The 21313-nt window shown below is 52.1% G+C and carries 21 protein-coding genes, 4 tRNA genes, 1 riboswitch and 1 other annotated feature; of the genes, 22 read left to right on the plus strand and 3 right to left on the minus strand.

What is annotated here, in order from left to right; genetic code table 11:
* The first annotated feature begins 113 nt into the window (after positions 1–113).
* The 16 genes from recO to IT084_RS06585 all read left to right on the plus strand — a co-directional run bounded on the left by recO (position 114) and on the right by IT084_RS06585 (position 15188).
* Positions 114–857, plus strand: a complete 744-nt coding sequence (gene recO / locus IT084_RS06510) for a DNA repair protein RecO (protein WP_195712043.1) — start codon at positions 114–116, stop codon at positions 855–857.
* A gap of 69 nt (positions 858–926) precedes the next feature.
* A complete protein-coding gene (locus tag IT084_RS06515; protein ID WP_195712044.1) occupies positions 927–1382 on the plus strand; it encodes a DUF4342 domain-containing protein in 456 nt (151 codons plus the stop codon).
* Positions 1383–1451: 69 nt separating this feature from the next.
* Positions 1452–1665: a binding site (T-box leader), on the plus strand.
* 59 nt (positions 1666–1724) lie between these two features.
* The gene (gene glyQ, locus IT084_RS06520; RefSeq protein ID WP_195712045.1) at positions 1725–2603 is read left to right on the plus strand and encodes a glycine--tRNA ligase subunit alpha; all 879 of its coding nucleotides are present in this window, start codon (positions 1725–1727) and stop codon (positions 2601–2603) included.
* Between the two features lies 1 nt (position 2604).
* Positions 2605–4689, plus strand: a complete 2085-nt coding sequence (glyS, locus tag IT084_RS06525; protein WP_195712046.1) for a glycine--tRNA ligase subunit beta — start codon at positions 2605–2607, stop codon at positions 4687–4689.
* A 113-nt stretch (positions 4690–4802) separates the two neighbouring features.
* The gene (locus IT084_RS06530) at positions 4803–5444 is read left to right on the plus strand and encodes a helix-turn-helix transcriptional regulator (RefSeq protein WP_195712047.1); all 642 of its coding nucleotides are present in this window, start codon (positions 4803–4805) and stop codon (positions 5442–5444) included.
* A 4-nt stretch (positions 5445–5448) separates the two neighbouring features.
* Complete coding sequence (locus tag IT084_RS06535) at positions 5449–6294, plus strand: pyruvate, water dikinase regulatory protein (RefSeq protein ID WP_395879519.1); 846 nt, start codon at positions 5449–5451, stop codon at positions 6292–6294.
* Positions 6284–8929, plus strand: a complete 2646-nt coding sequence (gene ppdK, locus IT084_RS06540) for a pyruvate, phosphate dikinase (protein WP_195712048.1) — start codon at positions 6284–6286, stop codon at positions 8927–8929. The genes IT084_RS06535 and ppdK overlap by 11 nt, the downstream gene beginning before the upstream one ends.
* A gap of 132 nt (positions 8930–9061) precedes the next feature.
* On the plus strand, positions 9062–9640 hold the full coding sequence (gene thpR / locus IT084_RS06545; protein WP_313885437.1) for an RNA 2',3'-cyclic phosphodiesterase: 579 nt from the start codon (positions 9062–9064) through the stop codon (positions 9638–9640).
* A 280-nt stretch (positions 9641–9920) separates the two neighbouring features.
* Positions 9921–10535, plus strand: coding sequence for a flavodoxin family protein (locus IT084_RS06550; protein ID WP_195712050.1), 615 nt, complete (start codon positions 9921–9923; stop codon positions 10533–10535).
* A gap of 70 nt (positions 10536–10605) precedes the next feature.
* Positions 10606–11616: a deoxyguanosinetriphosphate triphosphohydrolase gene (locus tag IT084_RS06555; protein WP_195712051.1), complete on the plus strand. Its 1011-nt coding sequence runs from the start codon at positions 10606–10608 to the stop codon at positions 11614–11616.
* A 148-nt stretch (positions 11617–11764) separates the two neighbouring features.
* Positions 11765–13540, plus strand: coding sequence for a DNA primase (gene dnaG / locus IT084_RS06560; RefSeq protein WP_195712052.1), 1776 nt, complete (start codon positions 11765–11767; stop codon positions 13538–13540).
* Positions 13541–13559: 19 nt separating this feature from the next.
* Positions 13560–14666 carry an RNA polymerase sigma factor RpoD gene (gene rpoD, locus IT084_RS06565; protein WP_195712053.1) on the plus strand — a complete coding sequence of 369 codons (1107 nt, stop codon included), beginning with the start codon at positions 13560–13562 and terminating at the stop codon, positions 14664–14666.
* Between the two features lie 66 nt (positions 14667–14732).
* A tRNA-Asn gene (locus tag IT084_RS06570) sits at positions 14733–14807 on the plus strand.
* A 6-nt stretch (positions 14808–14813) separates the two neighbouring features.
* Positions 14814–14888, plus strand: a tRNA-Ile gene (locus IT084_RS06575).
* 50 nt (positions 14889–14938) lie between these two features.
* Positions 14939–15014: transfer RNA gene (locus IT084_RS06580), tRNA-Glu, on the plus strand.
* Between the two features lie 98 nt (positions 15015–15112).
* A tRNA-Val gene (locus IT084_RS06585) sits at positions 15113–15188 on the plus strand.
* Here IT084_RS06585 and IT084_RS06590 read toward each other — a convergent pair.
* On the minus strand, positions 15189–15353 hold the full coding sequence (locus IT084_RS06590) for a hypothetical protein (protein ID WP_195712054.1): 165 nt from the start codon (positions 15351–15353) through the stop codon (positions 15189–15191).
* 289 nt (positions 15354–15642) lie between these two features.
* Positions 15643–16002, minus strand: coding sequence for a hypothetical protein (locus IT084_RS06595; protein WP_195712055.1), 360 nt, complete (start codon positions 16000–16002; stop codon positions 15643–15645).
* Positions 16003–16972: 970 nt separating this feature from the next.
* Here IT084_RS06595 and istA point away from each other — a divergent pair.
* The 6 genes from istA (at position 16973) to IT084_RS06625 (ending at position 21136) form a co-directional block, all read left to right on the plus strand.
* Complete coding sequence (istA, locus tag IT084_RS06600; protein ID WP_195712056.1) at positions 16973–17782, plus strand: IS21 family transposase; 810 nt, start codon at positions 16973–16975, stop codon at positions 17780–17782.
* Positions 17664–18830 carry an Ig-like domain-containing protein gene (locus IT084_RS06605; protein WP_313885438.1) on the plus strand — a complete coding sequence of 389 codons (1167 nt, stop codon included), beginning with the start codon at positions 17664–17666 and terminating at the stop codon, positions 18828–18830. Before istA ends, IT084_RS06605 begins: the two co-directional genes overlap by 119 nt.
* 48 nt (positions 18831–18878) lie before the next feature.
* Positions 18879–19514, plus strand: a complete 636-nt coding sequence (locus IT084_RS06610) for an Ig-like domain-containing protein (protein ID WP_195712058.1) — start codon at positions 18879–18881, stop codon at positions 19512–19514.
* A 71-nt stretch (positions 19515–19585) separates the two neighbouring features.
* Positions 19586–19876: a nucleotidyltransferase family protein gene (locus IT084_RS06615; RefSeq protein ID WP_195712059.1), complete on the plus strand. Its 291-nt coding sequence runs from the start codon at positions 19586–19588 to the stop codon at positions 19874–19876.
* Positions 19873–20211, plus strand: a complete 339-nt coding sequence (locus IT084_RS06620) for a DUF86 domain-containing protein (RefSeq protein ID WP_195712060.1) — start codon at positions 19873–19875, stop codon at positions 20209–20211. Before IT084_RS06615 ends, IT084_RS06620 begins: the two co-directional genes overlap by 4 nt.
* Before the next feature lie 112 nt (positions 20212–20323).
* Positions 20324–20410, plus strand: a riboswitch (cyclic di-GMP riboswitch).
* Between the two features lie 117 nt (positions 20411–20527).
* Positions 20528–21136: an HD-GYP domain-containing protein gene (locus IT084_RS06625; RefSeq protein WP_195712061.1), complete on the plus strand. Its 609-nt coding sequence runs from the start codon at positions 20528–20530 to the stop codon at positions 21134–21136.
* Here IT084_RS06625 and IT084_RS06630 read toward each other — a convergent pair.
* A partial coding sequence (locus IT084_RS06630; RefSeq protein ID WP_195712062.1) for an RsiV family protein occupies positions 21122–21313 on the minus strand: 192 nt, incomplete at its 5' end. The two genes, IT084_RS06625 and IT084_RS06630, sit on opposite strands and share 15 nt — an antisense overlap.

Below are 21313 nucleotides of genomic sequence, written 5' to 3' on the forward strand. Positions count from 1 at the left end.
AAACGGGTTTTTTGAGTCATTATTTAAGTTTCATCTTGTATCCGGTTGGCCGGCGGGCCGCCGATGCCGTTACTGCGGTCCGCGAGGCACGGGTTGGAAGAAGGAGCAGGTTTATGAAGCTTTATAGAGTTCGTGCCGTGGTGCTCAATTCGCGGCAAATGCGCGACGCTCACCGCCTCCTGACCCTTTTTTCCAGGGAGAAAGGGAAAATCAAGGTTGTGGCTCACGGGGCCGCCAAGCCCACCAGCCGTAAGCGGGGGGCGGTGCAGCCCTTTTGCCACAGCGAATTATTACTGCGCCGGGGACGGGAATTGGACAGTGTTGAACAATGCGAGGGCCTGGAAATATTCCCCGGGTTGTGGGAGGATTTGGACCGGATGAGCTACGCCGGTCATGTTGTTGAGCTGGTGGACGGGTTGACGGCGGACGGGGAGCCCAACCAGGCTGTATTTGAACTGCTGCTGCACACCTTAAAGGCGATGGAAGGAACCGCTGACCTGGAACTGGTGGCCCGCGGGTTTGAATTGCGGCTATTATCCCTGCTGGGGTACCAGCCATATCTGGATGGTTGTGTCAACTGCGGGAGCGGAGCTATTAACCCCGTCGCCCGGTTTAGCCCGGAAGCGGGCGGGCTGGTTTGCCCCGGCTGTTTTTCCGGGACGCGGGGAGTCCCCTGCGGCGGGGAGACGGTGTCGGTAATGAAGTTGTTGCCGGGCTGGGACCCGTTCAAGATTGACCGGTTGCGCGTTTCACAACAGGCCAGGGGGGAAATGAAGGTGATTATGCGCGAGTACCTGCAATGGCACATGGAGGGACGCCCCAGGTCCCTGCAGTTTATGGAACAGGTGCAAATATAATAATATGTATAAACAAGTGCCCCAAAAGGTTAAATTATCCTCAAGGCAATAAGCAAAGGGGGATAACCAATGAACAGTGAACTGGAAAAAATTGATGCAATTAGGACCCGTACCGGAATTTCCTACCGGGAAGCAAAAAAAGCCCTTGACGACGCCGGCGGGGATGTCATCCAGGCCTTAATCAACCTGGAGGAAAAGGAGCAGCAATTTACCGAAAAATTACAGTCCAAGGGGCAGGATGTCCTTGAAAATATCAAGTTGCTGTTGCAGCGGGGGCAGGAGACCAGGATCAAGGTAAAGCACGGGGATCGTACCGTTTTCGAAGTGCCGGCGTCGGTGGGCGCTGTTGGGCTATTGGCGGCGCTGGCGAGCAGTGAACTGGCGGTGCTGGGGGCCCTGGGCACGGTAGCGGCCATGGCCAAAAAATATACTCTGGAAATCGAACGCCGGGATAAAACGGATAAAGTTGATAAACCCGGCGAGGAAAGCGGGGCTTTTACCTTTAACAGCGAGCCCCTGCAATGATGATAAAGCTGATTGACTTTGCCGGTTAAATTTGATAAATTTGTTTTGGCAAAGCAAAATTCCATACGGCTATGGGCAATGACGGAAAGAGTAGCTAAAATGGGTGCTACAGAGAGCTGGCGGGTGGTGCGAGCCGGCGGGACATTTTAGTGAAGGGGGTTCCGGAGCTGCAGGAGGAAAGTCGCCCGTGGCGATGAGTAAAGCCTGCATTCCAAAAGAGGTGGGCCGCCGCCGGGGCGGTCAAATAGGGTGGAACCGCGGGAAAACGCCTCCCGTCCCTGTGCTATTACAGGGCCGGGAGGTTTTAATATTTTACGGGTTTGTCAAAGGAGGTAGAACAATTTGAATTTCCAGGAATTGATTTTGGCCTTGAATACTTTTTGGGCCGGGCAAAATTGCATTATTCAGCAGCCTTACGACGTGGAAAAGGGTGCCGGGACGATGAATCCCGCCACGTTCCTGCGGGCGCTGGGTCCAGAACCCTGGCGGGTGGCTTACGTGGAGCCTTCCCGGCGGCCCACCGACGGGAGGTACGGGGAGAATCCCAACCGCCTCCAGCACTATTACCAGTACCAGGTTATCCTGAAGCCGTCGCCCGATGATGTGCTGGACGTTTATCTGGACAGCCTGAAAGCCATCGGCATTGACCCTAGCAAGCACGATATCCGCTTCGTCGAGGACAACTGGGAGTCGCCCACTCTGGGCGCCTGGGGGCTGGGCTGGGAGGTTTGGCTGGACGGCATGGAAATCACCCAGTTCACTTATTTTCAGCAGTGCGGCGGCATCGACTGCCGGCCGGTGAGCGCCGAAATCACTTACGGCCTGGAACGCCTGGCCATGTACATACAGGAAAAGGACAATGTTTTCGATATCGAATGGGTTAACGGTGTAACTTATGGTGACGTGCACCACCGCGGCGAGGTGGAACATTCCCACTATAATTTTGAAGAAGCCGACACCGGTATGCTGTTCAAGCTGTTCGATATGTACGAGCGGGAAGCCTCCCGGGTGGCCGAAAAAGGCCTGGTACTGCCCGCTTACGATTATGTTTTGAAGTGTTCCCATACCTTTAATTTACTGGACGCCCGGGGCGCCATCAGCGTTACCGAGCGCACCGGTTTTATCCACCGGGTGCGCAACCTGGCCAGGATCTGCGCGGAAAAATACGTGGAGCAACGGGAACAAATGGGTTATCCCCTGTTAAAAAAGGAGGGTGCCTGATATGGCGAAGGATTTTTTGCTGGAAATTGGCGTAGAAGAATTACCGGCCCGTTTTCTGGTTCCGGCGCTGGAGCAGCTACAGGAGTTGGCAGCGAAAGCTCTGCGGGAAAACAGGCTGGCTTACGAAGATATTATTTGCTGTGGTACCCCCCGCAGGATTACTGTGTTGGCCCGCGGGGTGGCGGAAAAGCAGGAAGCGCTGGTCCAGGAGGTCAAGGGCCCGGCGGTAAAAGTGGCTTATAACTCCGGGGGCGAACCGACCCGCGCTGCCTTGGGCTTTGCCAAAAGCCAGGGAGTCAAGGTGGAGGACTTGGTGCGCCGGTCGATCGGCCCCGTTGAATATGTTTTTGCCCTGAAAAAGGAAGAGGGAAGACCCGCTGCAGAGGTGCTGCCCGAAGTCGCCCCGGCGTTGATCGAGGGCCTGCACTTTCCCAAGCCCATGCGCTGGGGCAATCTGGAGGTGCGTTTCGCCCGGCCCATCCGGTGGCTGGCTTGCCTTTACGGCGATGATGTGGTGCCGTTCACGCTGGCGGGCCTGGAATCCGGGCGATTTACATACGGCCACCGTTTTCTCGGCGGCGGCAGGCTGGAAATTACGCGGGCCGGTGATTACTTCGACGTAATGCGAAAGGCCTTTGTGGTGGTTGATGTGGCCGAACGCCGGGATATGATCCTTAAGCAGGTTAATGAAGCAGCAGCCCGGGAAGGGGGCGAGGCGGAAATTGATGAGGACCTGCTGGATGAGGTTGCCAATCTGGTGGAATTTCCCACCGCGCTTTGCGGCAGTTTCGACGAAAGGTACCTGGAAATGCCCGAGGAAGTGCTGATTACGCCCATGCGGGAGCACCAGCGTTACTTTCCGGTACGCGGGGCAAACGGGCGCCTGCTGCCGCGGTTCGTGGCCGTCAGTAACAGCGGTTCCGAAAATATTGATACGGTCAGGGCGGGCAACGAAAAGGTGCTCCGGGCCCGTCTTGCCGATGCATCCTTTTTCTGGCAGGAAGACCTCAAGGCCCCCCTGGAAGGTAAAGTGGAAGGGCTTAAAAAAGTAGTGTTCCAGGAAAGCCTGGGAACGGTGTACGAAAAGGTGCAGCGGATAACTGCGCTGGCCGGCTATTTATCCGTCCGCCTGGGGGCGAATGCAAAGCAGCGGGCGGATACGCTGCGGGCCGCCCGGTTGGCCAAGGCGGACCTGCTCACCAACATGGTGTATGAATTTCCGGAACTGCAGGGCGTCATGGGTAGGGAATACGCCCGCCGTTCGGGTGAACCGGAGGGGGTGGCCCTGGCCATCTACGAACATTATCTGCCCCGCTTTGCGGGGGACGCGCTGCCTTGCACGTTGCCGGGCAAGGTCCTGAGCATTGCCGACAAGATGGACACCCTGGTGGGTTGCTTCGGCGTGGGCATAGAGCCAACCGGGTCCCAGGACCCTTACGCGCTCCGGCGCCAGGCCCTGGGGGTCTGCCACATTATTATCGACGGCGGGCTGGTGTTGTCGCTGAAGGAAATGATCGGGCGGGCATATAACGGTTACGCGGGACGGGTGGAATTAAAACTGTCGCTGGAACAGGTAACCGCCGCGTTGGAGGAGTTTTTCCGCCAGCGCCTGCGCGTGCTGTTCATGGACCGGGGGCTGCCCTACGATACCGTGGATGCCGTATTGTCCGCCGGTTTCGACGATATTTCCGGCGCCTGGCTGCGGGCGCAGGCGCTGGAAGCATTCCGCGCAGATCCCGCCTTTGAGGCGTTGCTTACGGCTTTCACCCGTGCGCATAACTTGAGCCGGAAGGCCGGACACGGCCGGGTGGATCCCGCGCTGTTCGAGACGGCGGCGGAAGAGGGGTTATACCGGTCCTACCGGGAAATTTCCTCCTCCGCCGGGCCAAGGATCGAGGCCCGGGACTATCCCGCGGCGCTATCCCTGATTGCCGGGCTTCAAAAACCGGTGGACCGGTTTTTCGAGGATGTCATGGTGATGGTGGAAAATGAGCGGGTCAGGGATAACCGGTTGGCACTGCTGAAAAATATTGCCCAATTTATTGGTAGTGTGGCAGACTTAAGTAAAATAGTAGTACAAAAATAAGTAAAAATATTTTTTATTGGCTGGAGGAAATTTAACAGTTCACATATAATATATATTATTTGTGGAGGCAAGTTTAAATAGTATAGCATATTTGCTCTCCAAGGAGCGATGATATGCAGCTTACCCCGAGACAAAAAGCGATTTTGGACATTGTGAAAAAAGAAGGTCCCATCACCGGTGAACAAATCGCCGAGCGTTTGAACCTCACCAGGGCCACCCTGCGGCCGGACATGGCTATTCTAACCATGTCCGGCATGCTGGAAGCCCGCCCCCGGGTGGGTTATTTCCACAGTGGAAAAAAGCCCGGGCGGGTGCTGGCTGAAAAATTGCATCGCATCCAGGTGGGTGAGGTTAAATCCGTGCCCGTAGTGGTACCGGAAAAGTGCACCGTCTATGATGCCGTGGTCACCATGTTCATCGAAGACGTGGGTACCCTGTTTGTCGTCCGGGAAGGGGGTCTCCTGGAGGGGATCATTTCCCGCAAGGATCTCTTAAAAACCACCCTCGGGGGGCAGGATATTCATAAACTTCCCGTAGGAGTAATTATGACCAGAATGCCCAACATTATTTATGCCGAGCCCGATGAATCGGTTCTGGAAGCAGCCCGGAAGCTAATCAGCCACGAAGTGGACGCCCTGCCCGTGGTGCGGGCGGTTAAGGGTCAAGACGGTTCCACCGGTTACGAGGTGATCGGACGTTTCAGTAAAACCAATATCACAAGGCTCTTTGTCGAGCTGGGCGAAGGCGATTATTAAGGGGGTGGTAACCATTTCCGCGGATAATATTCAGTCCAAAACTGTAATTTTTATTATTTCTGATTCCATCGGGGAGACGGCGGAACTGGTGGCCCGGGCGGCGGTCAGCCAGTTTAACAGCGGCGGTGTGGAAATCCGCCGGGTGCCTTACGTCAACGATCCTTCGGAAATACCTGAGATCCTGGAAGAGGTCAGGCAGTATCGTAGCTTGATTGCTTATACGCTGGTGCTGCCCGAACTAAGGGAAGCCCTCACCAGGGAAGCGGAAAAATACAACATTATGACCGTCGATATCATGACGCCCATGTTGGACGCGCTGACTAGGCTGAACGGGCGGCAGCCGAAGCTGGAACCAGGACTGGTACGCAAGATGGACCAGGAATATTTTCGCAAGGTGGAAGCCATTGAATTTGCCGTGAAATATGACGACGGCAAAGACCCCCGGGGTATTGTACGGGCGGATCTTGTGGTCATTGGCGTCAGCCGCACTTCCAAAACGCCCCTGTGCATGTACCTGGCGCACAAGCGCATCAAGGCGGCCAACGTACCGCTGGTGCCGGAAGTATCCCCGCCCGAGGAAATATTTAGTTTGCCCCCGCACAGGTTGATCGGATTGACCATTCGTCCAAGTTTGCTGAACGAAATCAGGCGTGAACGGTTGAAGTCCCTTGGCCTTACTTCCAATGCCGATTACGCCAGCATGGAAAGAATATTAAAAGAGCTTGAATACGCGGAAAGCGTGATGAGAAAAGCCGGCTGCTCGGTAATTGACGTTTCCAACAAGGCAGTCGAGGAAACTGCCAGCAGGGTGCTGGAAATATACTACAGGGGGGAAAGGCATGGCAGATAAAAAATGGGTTTACACGTTTGAAGAGGGCCGTGCGGATATGAAGGACCAACTCGGCGGCAAGGGCGCCAACCTGGCTGAAATGACCAATATCGGGTTACCCGTTCCTCCGGGCATCATTATCACCACCGAGGCCTGTAACCAGTTTTACCTGGAAGGAAAACAGTTTCCGCCCGGTTTGGAAGACCAGGTGCGCGAGTACATAAAAATATTGGAGGAAAAAACCGGTAAGAGGTTTGGCGATCCCGCAAACCCGCTGCTGGTTAGCGTGCGTTCCGGCGCGCCCATTTCCATGCCCGGAATGATGGATACCGTACTTAACCTCGGTCTGAACGACGATACCGTGGAAGGACTGGCCGCCGCCGCCAACGACCGCCGGTTTGCCATGGATTGCTATCGCCGGTTTTTAAATATGTTCGGTGATGTGGTGCTTGGGATCGAACATGTCAAGTTTGAACGTATTCTCGAAACCCAGAAAGACCAGGCCGGCGTCAAATTCGACAACCAGTTGACTGCCGGGCAATGGCAGGTTGTGGTGGAAGAATATAAGAAATTAATTGAACGGGAAACCGGACGCCCGTTTCCCCAGGATCCCATGGAGCAGCTGTTCAAGGCAATTTACGCTGTTTTTAACTCCTGGAATACCGACCGGGCCATCGTTTACCGCAAGGTGAACAAGATCCCCGACGATCTGGGCACCGCGGTTAATATCCAGGTGATGGCCTTCGGCAACCTGGGCAACGATTGCGGCACCGGGGTGGCTTTTACCAGAAATCCATCCACCGGCGCCAATGAACTTTACGGTGAATACCTGATTAACGCCCAGGGCGAGGATGTGGTGGCCGGAATCAGGACTCCGCAACCCATTGCCACCCTCAAGGAAGAAATGCCCGGTGTCTACCAGCAGTTTGTGGAAACGTGCCGGTTGTTGGAAAAACACTACCGGAACATGCAGGACATTGAATTTACCATTGAGCGGGGTAAGTTGTTCATTCTGCAAACCCGCAACGGCAAGCGCACCGCCCAGGCGGCCATCAAGATCGCCGTGGACATGGTGAACGAGGGGCTGATTACCCGGGAAGAGGCTGTGATGCGGGTGGAAGCGGCCCAGCTGGACCACCTTTTGCACCGGCGCATTGACCCCAACGTCAAGCTGGAGGTGATCGCCAGGGGCCTGCCCGCTTCACCGGGCGCCGCCAGCGGCAAAGTGGTGTTTGAGGCGGACGAGGCCGAAAAGATGGGCCAGGAAGGCCACAAAGTGATCATGGTGCGCACCGAAACCACGCCGGATGATATTCACGGCATCGTACAAGCCCAGGGCATTCTTACCTCCCGGGGCGGCATGACCAGCCACGCCGCCGTGGTGGCCAGGGGTATGGGCAAGCCGTGCGTTTGCGGTTGCGAGGCCATTCGTATCGACTATGACAAGGAAGAATTTTCCGTTAATGGGTTGATCATTAAGAAAGGCGACATTATTTCCATTGACGGCGGCACCGGCCAGGTAATTCTGGGCGAGGTGCCCATGATCGACCCCGAACTGAGCGTAGAATTTCAGCAATTGCTGGAATGGGCCGACGAAATCCGGACCCTGGGCGTTAGGGCCAACGCCGATACGCCGGCGGACGCCGCCAAAGCGCGGGAATTCGGGGCTGAAGGTATCGGGCTCACCCGTACCGAGCACATGTTTATGGCCCAGGACCGCCTGCCGATTGTGCAGCAGATGATCCTGGCCGGCACCGACGAAGAAAGAAACGCGGTCCTGGAGAAACTGTTGCCCATGCAGGAGGAAGATTTCTACGGCATCCTGAAAGCTATGGAAGGCCTGCCGGTGACCATACGTTTACTTGACCCGCCGTTGCACGAGTTTTTGCCCAACGCCGAAGAATTAATGGTGGAAATCACCAGGCTGCGCCTCACCAGCGGCGATCCCGGGGAACTACAGCGCCAGGAAGAATTGTTAAAAAAGGTGCGCGCGCTGTCGGAATTCAACCCCATGTTGGGGCACCGCGGATGCCGTCTTGGGATAACTTTCCCGGCTGTGTATGCCATGCAGGCCAGGGCGATTTTCCGGGCTGTGGCCCGGCTGGTGCGGGAAGGCTACACCGTAATTCCCGAGGTGGAGATACCGCTTGTCATTGAGGTGAACGAGCTGGCGTTCCTGCGCCGCGTGGTGGAGCAGGAGGCCGATAAGGTGATGCAGGAAACCGGGGTGGAATTTGAATATACCGTGGGTACCATGATCGAAGTGCCGCGTGCGGCGCTTCTGGCGGATGAAATCGCGGGTGAAGCTGATTTCTTCTCCTTCGGTACCAACGATTTAACTCAAACCACGCTGGGGTTCAGCCGGGATGACGCCGAGGGTAAATTCCTGCAGGAATACGTGCAGAAAAAAATACTCCCCGATAACCCCTTCATGGTTCTGGACCGCAAGGGTGTGGGCAAACTGATGGAAACGGCGGTACGTCTGGGCCGGAGCGTTAACCCCGATATGCTCATCGGCATCTGCGGTGAGCACGGAGGTGAACCGTCGTCGATAGAGTTCTGCCACCTGGTGGGGTTGAATTACGTGAGTTGCTCGCCTTTCCGGGTTCCCGTCGCCAGGCTGGCGGCAGCCCAAGCCAAAGTTAAAAACGGGTAAGCGGAGAGGGCTATCCCGCCCTCTCTTAAATTTTTATTAAATATTTGTTAATAAACAGGAAATAGGGAAAAAAATATAGAAATAAATGTAACCCACAAAACAAATTTTTATTCTATTCGGGCTGGTGTGCGGGTGCAGCAAAAACGCCTGTTTTGGGCTATCAATTTACCTGATGAATTAAAAAGAAAATTTTTCGGTATCCAATCGTGGTTGCGCGAAGTGCCTGCCGATGTTAAATGGGTGGAACAGCATAATTTGCACCTGACGGTAAAATTCCTGGGTGAAGTGGAGGCCGGTCTTATTGACGATATTACCCGGGCTGTTGAGGAATCTGTTGCCGGCTCCGGCGAGTTTATCCTGGAATTCGCGGATATCGGCTTTTTCCCGGGCCCGCAACGCCCCCGGGTAATCTGGGTCGGCGTCCGGGGCGAGGTGCAAAAATTCCGCCTCCTTCACGACAGGGTGGAAGAAAGCATGGCCCGGCTTGGTTTCGCTTCCGAGGGTGCCCGGTTTTCCTCCCACCTGACCCTGGGCCGGTTGCGCTCGCCCCGGGGCGCCAGGGAACTGGTAAGCAAAGCGCGTGCCATCGCCGGGGAATCCGGTGTAATCGGCAGGGTACGGGTTGCCGCCGTGGACCTGGTGGAAAGCAGGCTTACCCGCACGGGACCGTTGTATTCGGTGCTGGCCACATTGAAGTTATTAAAGGTATAAATTATTTGGGGGAGCATAAATTGTATAAATCCCCAAGTTATTATCATAAAGAAAAATATTGACTTACCGGAAACTCTTTAGTTGTAAAAATTGATTTAACTGCAAAAACACCACAACGGCAGGCGGTCCGGTGGTTTTCTGGAGCGAACGGAGCACTGTGCGGTGCTTAACCCGTCATGGCTCCAGAGCTTGATCACCGGACCGCCAGATACAAGTACCGGTTTTTGCAGCAAAATCAAACCGTGTTTTCGTGCGCACTATGTTGGGAAAGGGGATTTATATGTTAATTGTAGCCATCAACGGTAGTCCCGACCCGGAAGGGAATACCGCGTTTTTACTCCGGGCCGCGTTGGAAGAGATCAACAATGCGGGGGCCGAAGGACATTTCATCCAGGTTTCCGAAATCATGGGCAGGATGAAGGCGCCTTTCTGCCTGGCGTGTTCCAATCCTTGCGAAGGCAAGTGTTTTCGGGGAACCGCCCTGGAAGAAGCCTTCGGCATATTGAGACGGTGTGATGGTATTATTATGGGCAGCCCTGTATATTTTTGCACCGTTTCCGCCCAGATCAAAGCTTTTTGGGATAAGACCCGGGCGCTGCGCAAGGACAAGGCGCTTTTGAACGTTGTCGGGGGTGCCCTGGCGGTCGGCGCGGCCCGTTTTGGCGGACAGGAAACCACCGTACGGGCCCTGCAGGATATGATGCTTTGTCAGGGCATGACTGTTATAGGTGACGGGTTTATTGATGACGATGCCGGGCATCAGGGTGCCTGTGCCCAGCGTTTTGCTAAGGATGACCAGAACGGGATAACGCGGTCCCGGATTCTGGCGCGGCGGGTTCTGGAAGTGGCGCGGGCCACGGTGGACCTGCGCGCGCACCGGACGCAGGGCAAGTAACTATTGCCCCCACCCCCGCTGGTTCACCACCGGGGGTTTTTTATTAAGCAGTAAAGGGGTGGTGGCCAGGGTGAATGTCCGCCTGCATACCGAGGCGATGGAAGAGCAATACCTGTCTCCTTTGGCCGCGCGCAGCAGCAGGTCGGTTGGACGCATGCGCCCCGAGGAGCCTTGTGAGATCAGGACGGCTTTTCAACGCGACCGCGACCGGATTATCCATTCCAAGGCGTTTCGCCGCTTGAAGCACAAAACCCAGGTATTCATTATTCCCGAGGGAGACCATTATCGTACCAGGCTGACCCATACCCTGGAGGTGGCTCAGATCGCCAGGACGGTGGCCCGGGCTTTGCGTCTGAATGAGGACCTTGCCGAGGCCATTGCCCTTGGACATGACCTAGGCCACACTCCGTTTGGCCACGCCGGGGAAAGCGCCCTGAACGAGGTGATGCCGGGCGGTTTTAAACACAACCAGCAGAGCTTGCGGGTGGTGGATGAACTGGAGGGCGGGCGGGGGTTGAACTTAACCGGGGAAGTACGCGACGGCATCTTGAATCACACAGGCCCCGGTCTCCCGTTAACCCTGGAAGGGCAAATTGTAAAGATAGCCGACCGGGTGGCCTACATCAATCATGATATCGATGACGCCATCAGGGGAGGCATCCTGAAAATCGAAAACTTGCCCGCCATTTGCCTGGAAATACTGGGTAAGGAACACCGCACCCGGATTAATAATATGGTGGTGGACCTGATTGAAAACAGCCGGGACAAACCGTTGATCAGAATGAGCGATAGGGTGTGGGAAGCCACCGACAAGCTGCGGGAATTCCTTTTCGAACGGGTATATATAGATTCCGAGGCCAAGAGTGAGGAAGGCAAGGCCCGCCACGTGGTCCAATTCCTGTTTGAGTACTGGACCAAACACCCGGAAAACTTGCCCGCGGAACACCGCAACAGGTCGGAACTGGTGGGGGTGGAACGGGCGGTGTGCGATTATATTGCCGGTATGACCGATCGTTACGCCATCGCCCAGTTCAAGTCGTTGTTCATACCGCGATCTTTTGCCATCCCCGACAGCGGCTGAACAAAAAATGTCGAACCCGGAAGGATAATTTTTAGTGTTAGCGAATAAATGTTAAACAGTTAATATATTCGGCTGAATCAGTCACATGGTAATTCCAACTGGTTCAGTGGTTTGATTATGAAGCACCGGGCAGTTGGAAGGTGATACGGTGGGAGGATATATTCCCGAGGAAATCTTGGAGAGCATCAGGCTTCGCGCCGATATCGTGCAGGTGATATCCGGTTACGTAAACCTGCAAAAAAGGGGTAGGAATTATGTTGGAACATGTCCCTTCCACCAGGAAACCGACCCGTCCTTCACCGTAACCCCGGAAAAACAGATTTTTTACTGCTTTGGCTGCCATAACGGGGGGAATGTTTTCAAGTTTATCATGCTGCAGCACCAGGTGTCTTTCCCCGAGGCGGTAAAAATCCTGGGCGAGAAGGTCGGCGTTGCCGTTCCCGAAGGATATAGCCCGAAAGTGAAAGAGCGCCTGCGCCGGGGCGAAAAGGTCTGGAGGATCAATGCCCTGGCCAGGGATTATTTCCACGCCGTGTTAATGGAACATCCCGCCGCGGCCGCGGCCAGAGAATACTTGGCCGGTCGGGGCCTTACGCCCGAAATCATCAAGAGATTCGGTTTAGGCTTTGCGCCGGGAGATTGGGACGCTCTGATTAAATTCATGCAAAATAAGGGCGTTGGTGTTCGCGATCTGGTGGAAGTAGGCCTGGCCGTGCAGGGTGAGCGAAAAGCTTACGACCGTTTCAGGTCCCGGCTGATGTTCCCTATCGCAGATATCCAGGGAAAGGTAGTGGGTTTCGGAGGCAGGGTGCTGGGGGACGGCACGCCCAAGTACCTGAACACGCCGGAAACGGAGTTTTTTAGTAAAGGGAAGGTTCTTTACGGGCTGGACAGAGCCAGGCAACATATCCGCGAAGCGGGGTACGCGATTATTACCGAGGGGTACATGGATGCTATTACTGCCCACCAGTTTGGGATCACCAATACCGTAGCCTCCTTGGGCACCAGCCTGACCAGGGAACACGGGCGACTGCTGGTGAACTACGCCAGGGAAATCATTATAGCCTATGACGCCGACGCGGCAGGAGTGGCCGCGACGATTCGGGGGCTGGATATTTTACAGGAACTGGGCTGCAGGATCAGGGTGCTCTCACTGCCCGAAGGAAAGGACCCCGATGAGTTTTTGCGCAAGCGGGGAGTGGAGGCTTGGCGGCGACAGGTGGAAACGGCTGTATCGCTGGTGGAATTTAAATTGCAAGTAGCTCTGGAAAAATACAAAAACGTGTCGACCAGCAAGGAAGCCGTACTGGAAGAAGTGCTGCCGAGCTTGGCCGCCATGAACGGCGAATTGGAAAAAAACGAAGCAATCAAGCTAGTGGCTTCGAGGCTTTATACCAGCTACCATGCAGTAGCGGAACAACTCAGAAGATTTTCCAACAATCAACCAAAAATAGGGATTAATTCGGATAAAATTGCTAAAAATAAGCATAATATAATTAGGAAAAACAGGATTAATTTTGGAGAAAGGGCGGAATACGGTTTATTAAAACTAATGTTAGAAGATACCAGTGTAATTGATAGCGTTACCGGCGCTTTACCCGGTAATTTTTTCAGGGACTCTTTTTGCAATAAAGTATACGAAATTATGTTGAACATTTATAAACACCCGTCGTATGCTTCATCCGTTTTGTTTGACTACCTGGAAGAAGAACACCAGCAAAAATTGGGCATGCTGTTAATGGAACCCGTTCCTGGTGAAGACGTGGAGGGTATGATGGCAGGTTATATCAACGCTATTAAAAGACGGCAACTGCTTGAGTACCGGGATAAACTGATCGCGGCACTGGCTGAGGCGGAGAAATCCGGTAACCGGGAAGAGATGGTTCGTATTTTACATGAGATTAAAATTGCCGAAAAACCCTGAAGGGAGGGGAAATGATACAATGCGGGAAGACCCGATTAAAAGCGAACGCATTAAAGAAGTTAAAGAATTAATTGAAAAAGGCAAAAAACGGGGAGTCCTTACCTATCACGAAGTTATGGACAGTCTCCAGGGCATAGAACTTACTCCCGAACAAATGGATGATGTCTACGAAAAGCTGGCCGGACTGGGTATTGAAGTGGTTCCCGAGACCCAGGACATAGAAACCATTAACGATGCTTCCCTGGAAGAAGATCACCCGGAAGACGTTGAAGTGGATTTAACCATCCCTGAGGGCGTTGGAATAGATGACCCGGTTCGGATGTATCTTAAGGAAATTGGCAGGGTACCTCTGCTTACTCCGGAGGAAGAAGTTGAGCTGGCCAAGCGGATGGAAAAAGGGGACGAGGAAGCCAAGCGGCGACTGGCGGAGGCCAATTTGCGGCTGGTGGTCAGCATTGCCAAGCGTTATGTAGGTAGGGGGATGCTGTTTCTGGACCTGATCCAGGAGGGTAACCTCGGCTTAATCAAGGCCGTGGAAAAATTCGATTACCGTAAAGGATATAAGTTCAGCACCTACGCCACCTGGTGGATACGGCAGGCCATCACCAGAGCCATCGCGGACCAGGCCAGAACCATTCGTATTCCGGTGCACATGGTGGAAACCATCAATAAATTGATCAGGGTCAGCAGGCAGTTGCTGCAGGAACTGGGCCGCGAACCGGCACCCGAGGAAATTGCCAAGGAAATGGGCATTTCGGAGGAAAAGGTGCGGGAGATCATGAAGATTGCCCAGGAACCCGTTTCGCTGGAAACCCCCATTGGCGAGGAGGAGGATTCCCATCTGGGCGATTTTATTGAAGACCACGACGCCCGGGCGCCGGCTGAAGAAGCCTCGTTTACGTTGCTCCGGGAACAGTTGGACGAGGTGCTGGAAACACTGACCGACAGGGAGCAAAAGGTGCTGCGCCTTCGTTTCGGGTTGGACGATGGGAGAGCCCGGACCCTGGAGGAGGTCGGCCAGAAGTTTGGTGTCACCCGGGAGCGCATTCGCCAGATTGAGGCCAAGACGTTAAGAAAACTGCGCCATCCCAGTCGCAGTAAAAAGCTCAAGGACTACCTGGATTAACAAAAACTGAATAGCATTAACTATTGACCATGGGGTGGGTTTGTTGTATAATAACTACTGCAGCGTTCCTCGATAGCTCAACGGTAGAGCATCCGGCTGTTAACCGGAGGGTTGCTGGTTCGAATCCAGCTCGGGGAGCCAATACCCGGGCCCATAGCTCAACGGTAGAGCATCCGGCTCATAACCGGCTGGTTCTAGGTTCGAATCCTAGTGGGCCCACCATTTTCGAGGTTGGAAGTTCGAAGTTAGATCGAATTTCAAACATCGAATATGGCCCCATGGTCAAGCGGCCTAAGACACCGCCCTTTCACGGCGGTAACCCGGGTTCGAATCCCGGTGGGGTCACCAAGGGCGATTAGCTCAGCTGGGAGAGCGCCTGCCTTACAAGCAGGATGCCGGCGGTTCAACCCACCGGAAATGCGTATAATCCAGTGAGCGTCGCATTCGGGAGCATAGCTCAGTTGGGAGAGCACCTGCCTTACAAGCAGGGGGTCAGCGGTTCAAGCCCGTTTGCTCCCACCATTAAAACACAAGGGTAGCGCCGGAGTCAAGCTTTGGCGCTATCTCTTTTTTTATGCCGAAAAGATCGACCACAACCTTGTCCGGGTACACGTCGATCCGCTTGATCACCTGCCGCAGGGCCAACCTCTTTTCCGCGTCGGTCATATTGTCCCAATCTGCACGCATGGCGGCCTTGATATTATGTTATCATTGTGGTGGTTGCTATCTTTTAGGACATAACCAGATTTCGCTGTACCCTATACAGGTTATCCCATCAACAACCAAAAGCATACCGCGGATACGTTTAAAAGCATAGGGAACCAGTATATAACCCAAATAATCAGACAACTCAAACTGGTTCGAGGTTCTGTACTTAGCCATCAAGGCACTTACCTCTTTACTGATCCAGTCCATGCCGTCACCTCGAATTATGTCGAATTGTTTGTAAAATACAAAAACTGCCTTTAAGGCAGTATCACTTTGCTAGTTTCTCTAATCGGGCTACCCTGGCTACAAGGTAACCGGTATCTATCTCGATGCTGTTAAGCCGTTCATCAAGGTGTTTTTGCAAGTTTTCAATTTGGTCGCCGCGTAAGCTGTAGCCATCAAACAGAGCTCCAATTTTTGGTGTTATATCGCTTTCAAATTTAACTAAAGTGGACTTTACTTCGCTAACGTCTGCTTTAACGGCCATCACTTCTGTTGCTAGTGCGTCCTGGGATTTTTCAAGTCTATCCATGCGTTTTTCCATACGGGTCTGGCCTTCTTCAATGGCACCGACTCGTTGGTTGAGAGTTTTTAGTTCCACAAGAATTTGATTTAATATTTTTTCCATGGTTACATAAACCCCTTTTATTCTGAATTTTGCCCATCACCTTGCTGTTCCCGTTTACGTTTTTTTATTGTTTTCAGTGCAACCCGGATGAAGCCGATAATGTCCTCTTTGTCTTCATCTGTAAGCGGGGCACCGTCGAACTGGATGTCCGCTTTTCTAATAACGTCTTAGATTTCTGCGGGGGTTGGTTCGTCGGGACCAGTGTGTGGGTTGCGGACATTAGAGCGGCCAAGGAGCCAATTGGCGGAAACCATGAGGTAGTTGGCGAGTTCGGTAACAGTATCCAGGTTAGGAACATGTATGCCCTTTTCCCATTGGAGACAGTAGATTTTCCGACATGAACTACTTTTCCAATAGCTTCTTGACGTAGACCTAACTCGGTTCGCCTCTGTTTTAACCGCTCCCCAAAACTCACTAAGACCACCTCCTTATCAGTATAATTCAGGCTGTCTGAATTTGCAATTTTAGTTCAGCAAGTTTAAACTTATCTGAGTGTATTCGATAAACAATAAATCCCAAATGTAATATATAGGGAGACTTGTAATGATAAGCAAGCATAGTAAGCAAGAGCCTAAAAAAGCGCATGACAAATAGACCTTTTTAAAAACATTTTAAAAAAGCCTAAACAGATAAATATAGCTTGGATAAAAAATAATACAGTTTAATCCCAGTTATGCAGCAAACCCTGAAAGAGCAGGAAATATATCAGTAATGGATAAGGTGCTCTCGCAAGCCCAAGCATCAACAAAACAACAGAATGCACCAAGAAAAACCCTAACTATTCTACGTTCTTTAGAATAAATAACAGCAGACTCAGCATGAAAATTGTTTTTGGCATAATAAAAATGCATAAAACGGTAGCCAAAAAGTGCATAGCTTGGTACAGGTAAAAAGGGGCATTGCCATCACGCTCTAGAATAAACCCTTCTGATTTGGGCAAAAGCAGGAGGGGATACAAGAGGTGATAGCAATGGCCCAACAACAGTATATCAAATACCTTTACGAACAAGAAGAGTGTAGTATTGCCGAAATTAGCCGGCGGGTAGGTATCAACTGGCGAACAGCAGCTAAGTATGCCAAACAGAACGACTGGAATCAGCCCGTGATGCAGACCAAGCGCCGGCAGTCAATCATGGAGCCTTTTGCGGACATCGTGAATACCTGGCTCATGGAGGATAAACTCAAACCCCGCAAGGAGCGCCGCAGTGCGGCTACCATTTACCGGCAACTACGTGACCAATATGGTTTCCAGGGGTCGGACAGGACGGTGCGAACATACGTTTCCCACCGTAAAAAAGAACTCCATACTGAAGCACAAGAGAAATACTTGCGGTTGGAACACCCACCCGGACCAGCCCAGGTGGATTTCGGGACGAGCCACATGGTATGGGACGGAGTACTTAGGGAAATCAAATATTTAGCGTTCTCCTTCCCGTATAGCAATGCCGGCTTTTGTGTACCGGTGCCCAGCGAAAATGCGGAATGCTTGCTCTACGCAATGATCCTGGTTTTCGAGTGGATAGGCGGCGTTCCACCGGAAATTTGGTTCGATAACCTCCCGGCAGCAGTTATAAGTGTGGGAAAAGGCGAACAACGAAAACTAACTGAAATCTTTCACCGGTTCATGCTCCACTACCGGTTCGAGGCCAAGTTCTGTAACAGTGGCAAAGGCAACGAAAAAGGCCACGTTGAGAATAAGGTGGGCTATACACGGCGCAATTGGCTCATACCATACCCGAAAGTTTCAATTAACAGCTACCGTATTAGTTACAGTCCTTGACATCACGTCTCTTGAAGTAACTCCATCAGAAATTACTATTGATGAAGGAAATATGCAGCAGTTAACAGTAATCGCTCATTACTCTGATGGAACCACAGCAGAAATCACTGCCCAAGCAAGTTATAGCTCTAGTAATACCGATATTGCTACTGTGAACGAATCCGGCAACATAAGTGTCCTTGCGGCAGGAAACACTGTTATCACGGTTTCTTATGAAGGGCGATCCGTTGACGTACCGGTTACAGTTAATGCAATACTTGAGAGCATCTCTGTCAGCCCAGACGAGCTTAACCTAGCAACCGGTAAAACTGCTCAGCTTAAAGTTACCGCACACATGTCTGACGGTAGCACCGAGGATGTAACCGCTTTAGCCAGCTACAGATCCGATAACGAAGCTGTAGTTACGGTATCCGACTCCGGGTTACTAGACGGAAAAAGCCAAGGCTCAGCAACAATTACCGTCCAATATGAAGGTCAGTCGGCAACGGTACAAGTCACAGTAACCGAGCCGGTAGTTGAAAGCATCACCGCTGAACCGAGTTCAATTACCCTTTCAGCTGGTAACAACCAGCAGGTTACTGTAACCGCGCACCTGTCGGACGGCAGCACTAAAGATGTAACCACTTTAGCCAGCTACAGTTCCGACAACTCTAATGCTTCGGTAGCCGGTACCGGGCTTGTAACCGGTGTAATTGCAGGCTCAGCAACGATAACCATACAGTACGGTGGGTATACGGTTAACGTACCTGTCCAAATAACGGCACCTGTGGTGGAAAGTATAATTGTGGATCCCGCAACAGTAACCCTGGAAGAAGGTGGCACTCAGCAATTAACAGTCAAAGCCTGCTACTCCGACGGCAGCACCCGCAACGTAACTGGCGAAGCTGCTTACTCGACAAGCAACTCCGGCGTCGCCAGTGTTTCAAGCACCGGTCTTGTCGAAGGCAACAGTCAGGGCAGTGCTACGATATTTGTCAGCTATGAAGGCAAAACGGCAATTGCCCAGATAACAGTTTTGTCTCCGCCAGTATTGGTAGAACGCATTTAAGTCAATCCCAGTAATCTAACTTTAAATTCCGGAGAAACTCAGGAGCTGGTGGTAACGGCGTACAAGTCGGACGGAACATCGGAAGATGTGACGGCCAGCGCAAGCTACCAATCCATCAACCCGGGAGTTGCTGTTGTAAAAAACGGTACTGTAACCGCTGTGGATTATGGACTTGCATCCATCGTTGTAACCTATAATGGAAAGAGTTTCACTGTATCAGTGACCGTTAACGCACCCGAGGTAGTTATGGTCGACGTATCCGTTCAGCCAAAGGCTGTGGTGTTAGCAAAAGGCAATTACACCCAACTGCGGGTTATTGAAACTTACAGCAACGGTACTATTAAGGATATAACCAACAGCTCCACATTTAGCAGCAATAACCCGTCCGTGGCCACGGTAACCGGCACGGGGCTGGTGACCGGTGTAAGTGAAGGCGCGACAGCGGTTGTAGTTACCTACCAGAATAAAACTATCACTGTACCGGTAACCGTGACCGTACCGACTGTTAATAGACCGTCACGTGACAGTAACACAAACCCGACAGTCGTAACCACGCCATCGCGATCCGGCAATACCATCCCCGGCACTTGCCAAACTCATGTCGAGAATGTTGCGCCTACAAATTATGCCTGGAAAATCCTTTTTTACGTTGCAGTTTATGGGTCGAGTGTGGGCCTGAAATAGTTCTGTATGGGGGCTTGAAGCAACAATTATTTGTTGGTAAAATAAGTAAAAGAGCTCTTGGGGGGATATGTGTGCTCAATATAGAAACAATAAAAACCAAGGCGGTTCCAATTTTAAAGAATTTCGGTGTTAATCAAGCATATATCTTCGGTTCATTCGCCCGTGGAGAGCAGAAGCAAGATAGCGATATAGATTTTCTTATTGAATATGACCCCAATGCCGACTTTACGTTGTTCGAGTTGGTTGAGTTAAAACATGCTCTCGAAGAAGCCTTCCAGCGAAAAGTAGATGTTGTAACTCATGGTGCTCTTTCAAAACACATTAAACCTTATGTTTTAAAGGACAGGAAGGCGATCATGTGAATAAGGATCTGGTTTTTCTTCAGCATATTATGGAAAGCATTAACGCTATCGAGAGTCATATGCGTGGCATAACAAAAGAAACCTTTTTTGAATCCGTTTTGATCCAGGATGCTGTAATTAGAAGAATTGAAATTATCGGGGAAGCAACCAAGAACCTCTCAACAGAGCTGAGAGATAAATATCCCTATATACCATGGCGTTCCATAGCCGGTATGAGAGATGTTCTTGTACATGATTACTTTGGCGTTGATTTGAAGCTTGTATTGGATACTGCAACCAAAAAAATTCCGAGATTAAAAGAACAAATTGAAAAAATTATAAAAATAGAACGGTAACAGAATATAAAAAACCCGTGAATGTAATGCGGGTTTTTGTATTTTTACCCGGCATGTTTGCTATTGGGGTTTCTACGGTAACAATGATACCTTCTCGATTTCGTCCTACGATCGATTGCCCAGGCAAACCGTCCGAAAGGGCGGGACGCAAAGCCATGGGTCTAAACTTCTTATGAAGCATGATTGCCAGGTTGCCGGGGTTGTTTTTTTCAGGGACCAGGTCATCCTTAAAAACGACATGGTCCTGTTGATTTTTTACATGTTCATTTATCAGGTGAACTATTGCACAGTAATTTCCGTATTTAAGAGGTGTAGCATGAAATCCACACTTGTCCATGCCGCGCGGGCATTGATTAATGTCATGGAATTGGGGCACAACTATACGTCCAGCCACTCCCGGCAGGTAGCGGGATATGCCGCCTTACTGGCCGGTGAACTGGGTATGCCTGAAAAGGAACAGCAGCGCATTTACCTTGCCGGTTTACTGCATGACATAGGCAAACTGGGCATTTCCACCAACATCCTGCGTAAACCGGGCAAATTGACCGCTACCGAATGGGAGGAAGTCAAAAAACACCCGGTTTACAGCCACGAAATACTATCGGCCATTCCCGGGATGCACGCCATCAGCGTTATGGCCCTCCATCACCATGAACGCTACGACGGAAACGGGTATCCCGAAGGAATCCGCGGGGAAGCCATTCCTTTGGGCGCGCGTATTTTGGCCATAGCCGACAGTTACGACGCCATGACTTCGGACCGGGTTTACCGGCCCAGGATGTCCAGGCGGGAAGCACTGGAAGAATGCCGCCGCTGCGCCGGCACCCAGTTCGACCCATGGCTGGCGGAAAGGTTCTGCCGGCTGATGGAACGCGGTGAGGCGGATTTTCAGCATTTGTTGGCCGGAAAACTAATCGGTCAGTAGATTTAATATATCTTCTCGCAATTGCTTTGAAAGTAAATTAATAGGTATCCTGAATTCGGGCATACCGGCTGCATATGGAGCGATCTCGTAAGCGCCAAAGCATAAAACAATATAATTATCCTTTATGTAATACGGGTGATTTTCAGAAATGGACTGAAAACCCATATCTCCTTCGAA

The organism is Desulfallas sp. Bu1-1 (assembly GCF_015594625.1).
Classification (GTDB): Bacteria; Bacillota; Desulfotomaculia; order Desulfotomaculales; family Desulfallaceae; genus JADNRQ01.

What these genes read in the sequence shown, in the direction of transcription:
- recO (WP_195712043.1), top strand. Translation starts at nt 114, where the DNA reads ATGAAGCTTTATAGAGTTCGTGCCGTGGTGCTCAATTCGCGGCAAATG.
- IT084_RS06515 (WP_195712044.1), top strand. Translation starts at nt 927, where the DNA reads ATGAACAGTGAACTGGAAAAAATTGATGCAATTAGGACCCGTACCGGA.
- glyS (WP_195712046.1), top strand. Translation starts at nt 2,605, where the DNA reads ATGGCGAAGGATTTTTTGCTGGAAATTGGCGTAGAAGAATTACCGGCC.
- IT084_RS06530 (WP_195712047.1), top strand. Translation starts at nt 4,803, where the DNA reads ATGCAGCTTACCCCGAGACAAAAAGCGATTTTGGACATTGTGAAAAAA.
- ppdK (WP_195712048.1), top strand. Translation starts at nt 6,284, where the DNA reads ATGGCAGATAAAAAATGGGTTTACACGTTTGAAGAGGGCCGTGCGGAT.
- IT084_RS06550 (WP_195712050.1), top strand. Translation starts at nt 9,921, where the DNA reads ATGTTAATTGTAGCCATCAACGGTAGTCCCGACCCGGAAGGGAATACC.
- rpoD (WP_195712053.1), top strand. Translation starts at nt 13,560, where the DNA reads ATGCGGGAAGACCCGATTAAAAGCGAACGCATTAAAGAAGTTAAAGAA.
- IT084_RS06590 (WP_195712054.1), bottom strand. Translation starts at nt 15,353, where the DNA reads ATGCGTGCAGATTGGGACAATATGACCGACGCGGAAAAGAGGTTGGCC.
- IT084_RS06595 (WP_195712055.1), bottom strand. Translation starts at nt 16,002, where the DNA reads ATGGAAAAAATATTAAATCAAATTCTTGTGGAACTAAAAACTCTCAAC.
- istA (WP_195712056.1), top strand. Translation starts at nt 16,973, where the DNA reads ATGGCCCAACAACAGTATATCAAATACCTTTACGAACAAGAAGAGTGT.
- IT084_RS06625 (WP_195712061.1), top strand. Translation starts at nt 20,528, where the DNA reads ATGAAATCCACACTTGTCCATGCCGCGCGGGCATTGATTAATGTCATG.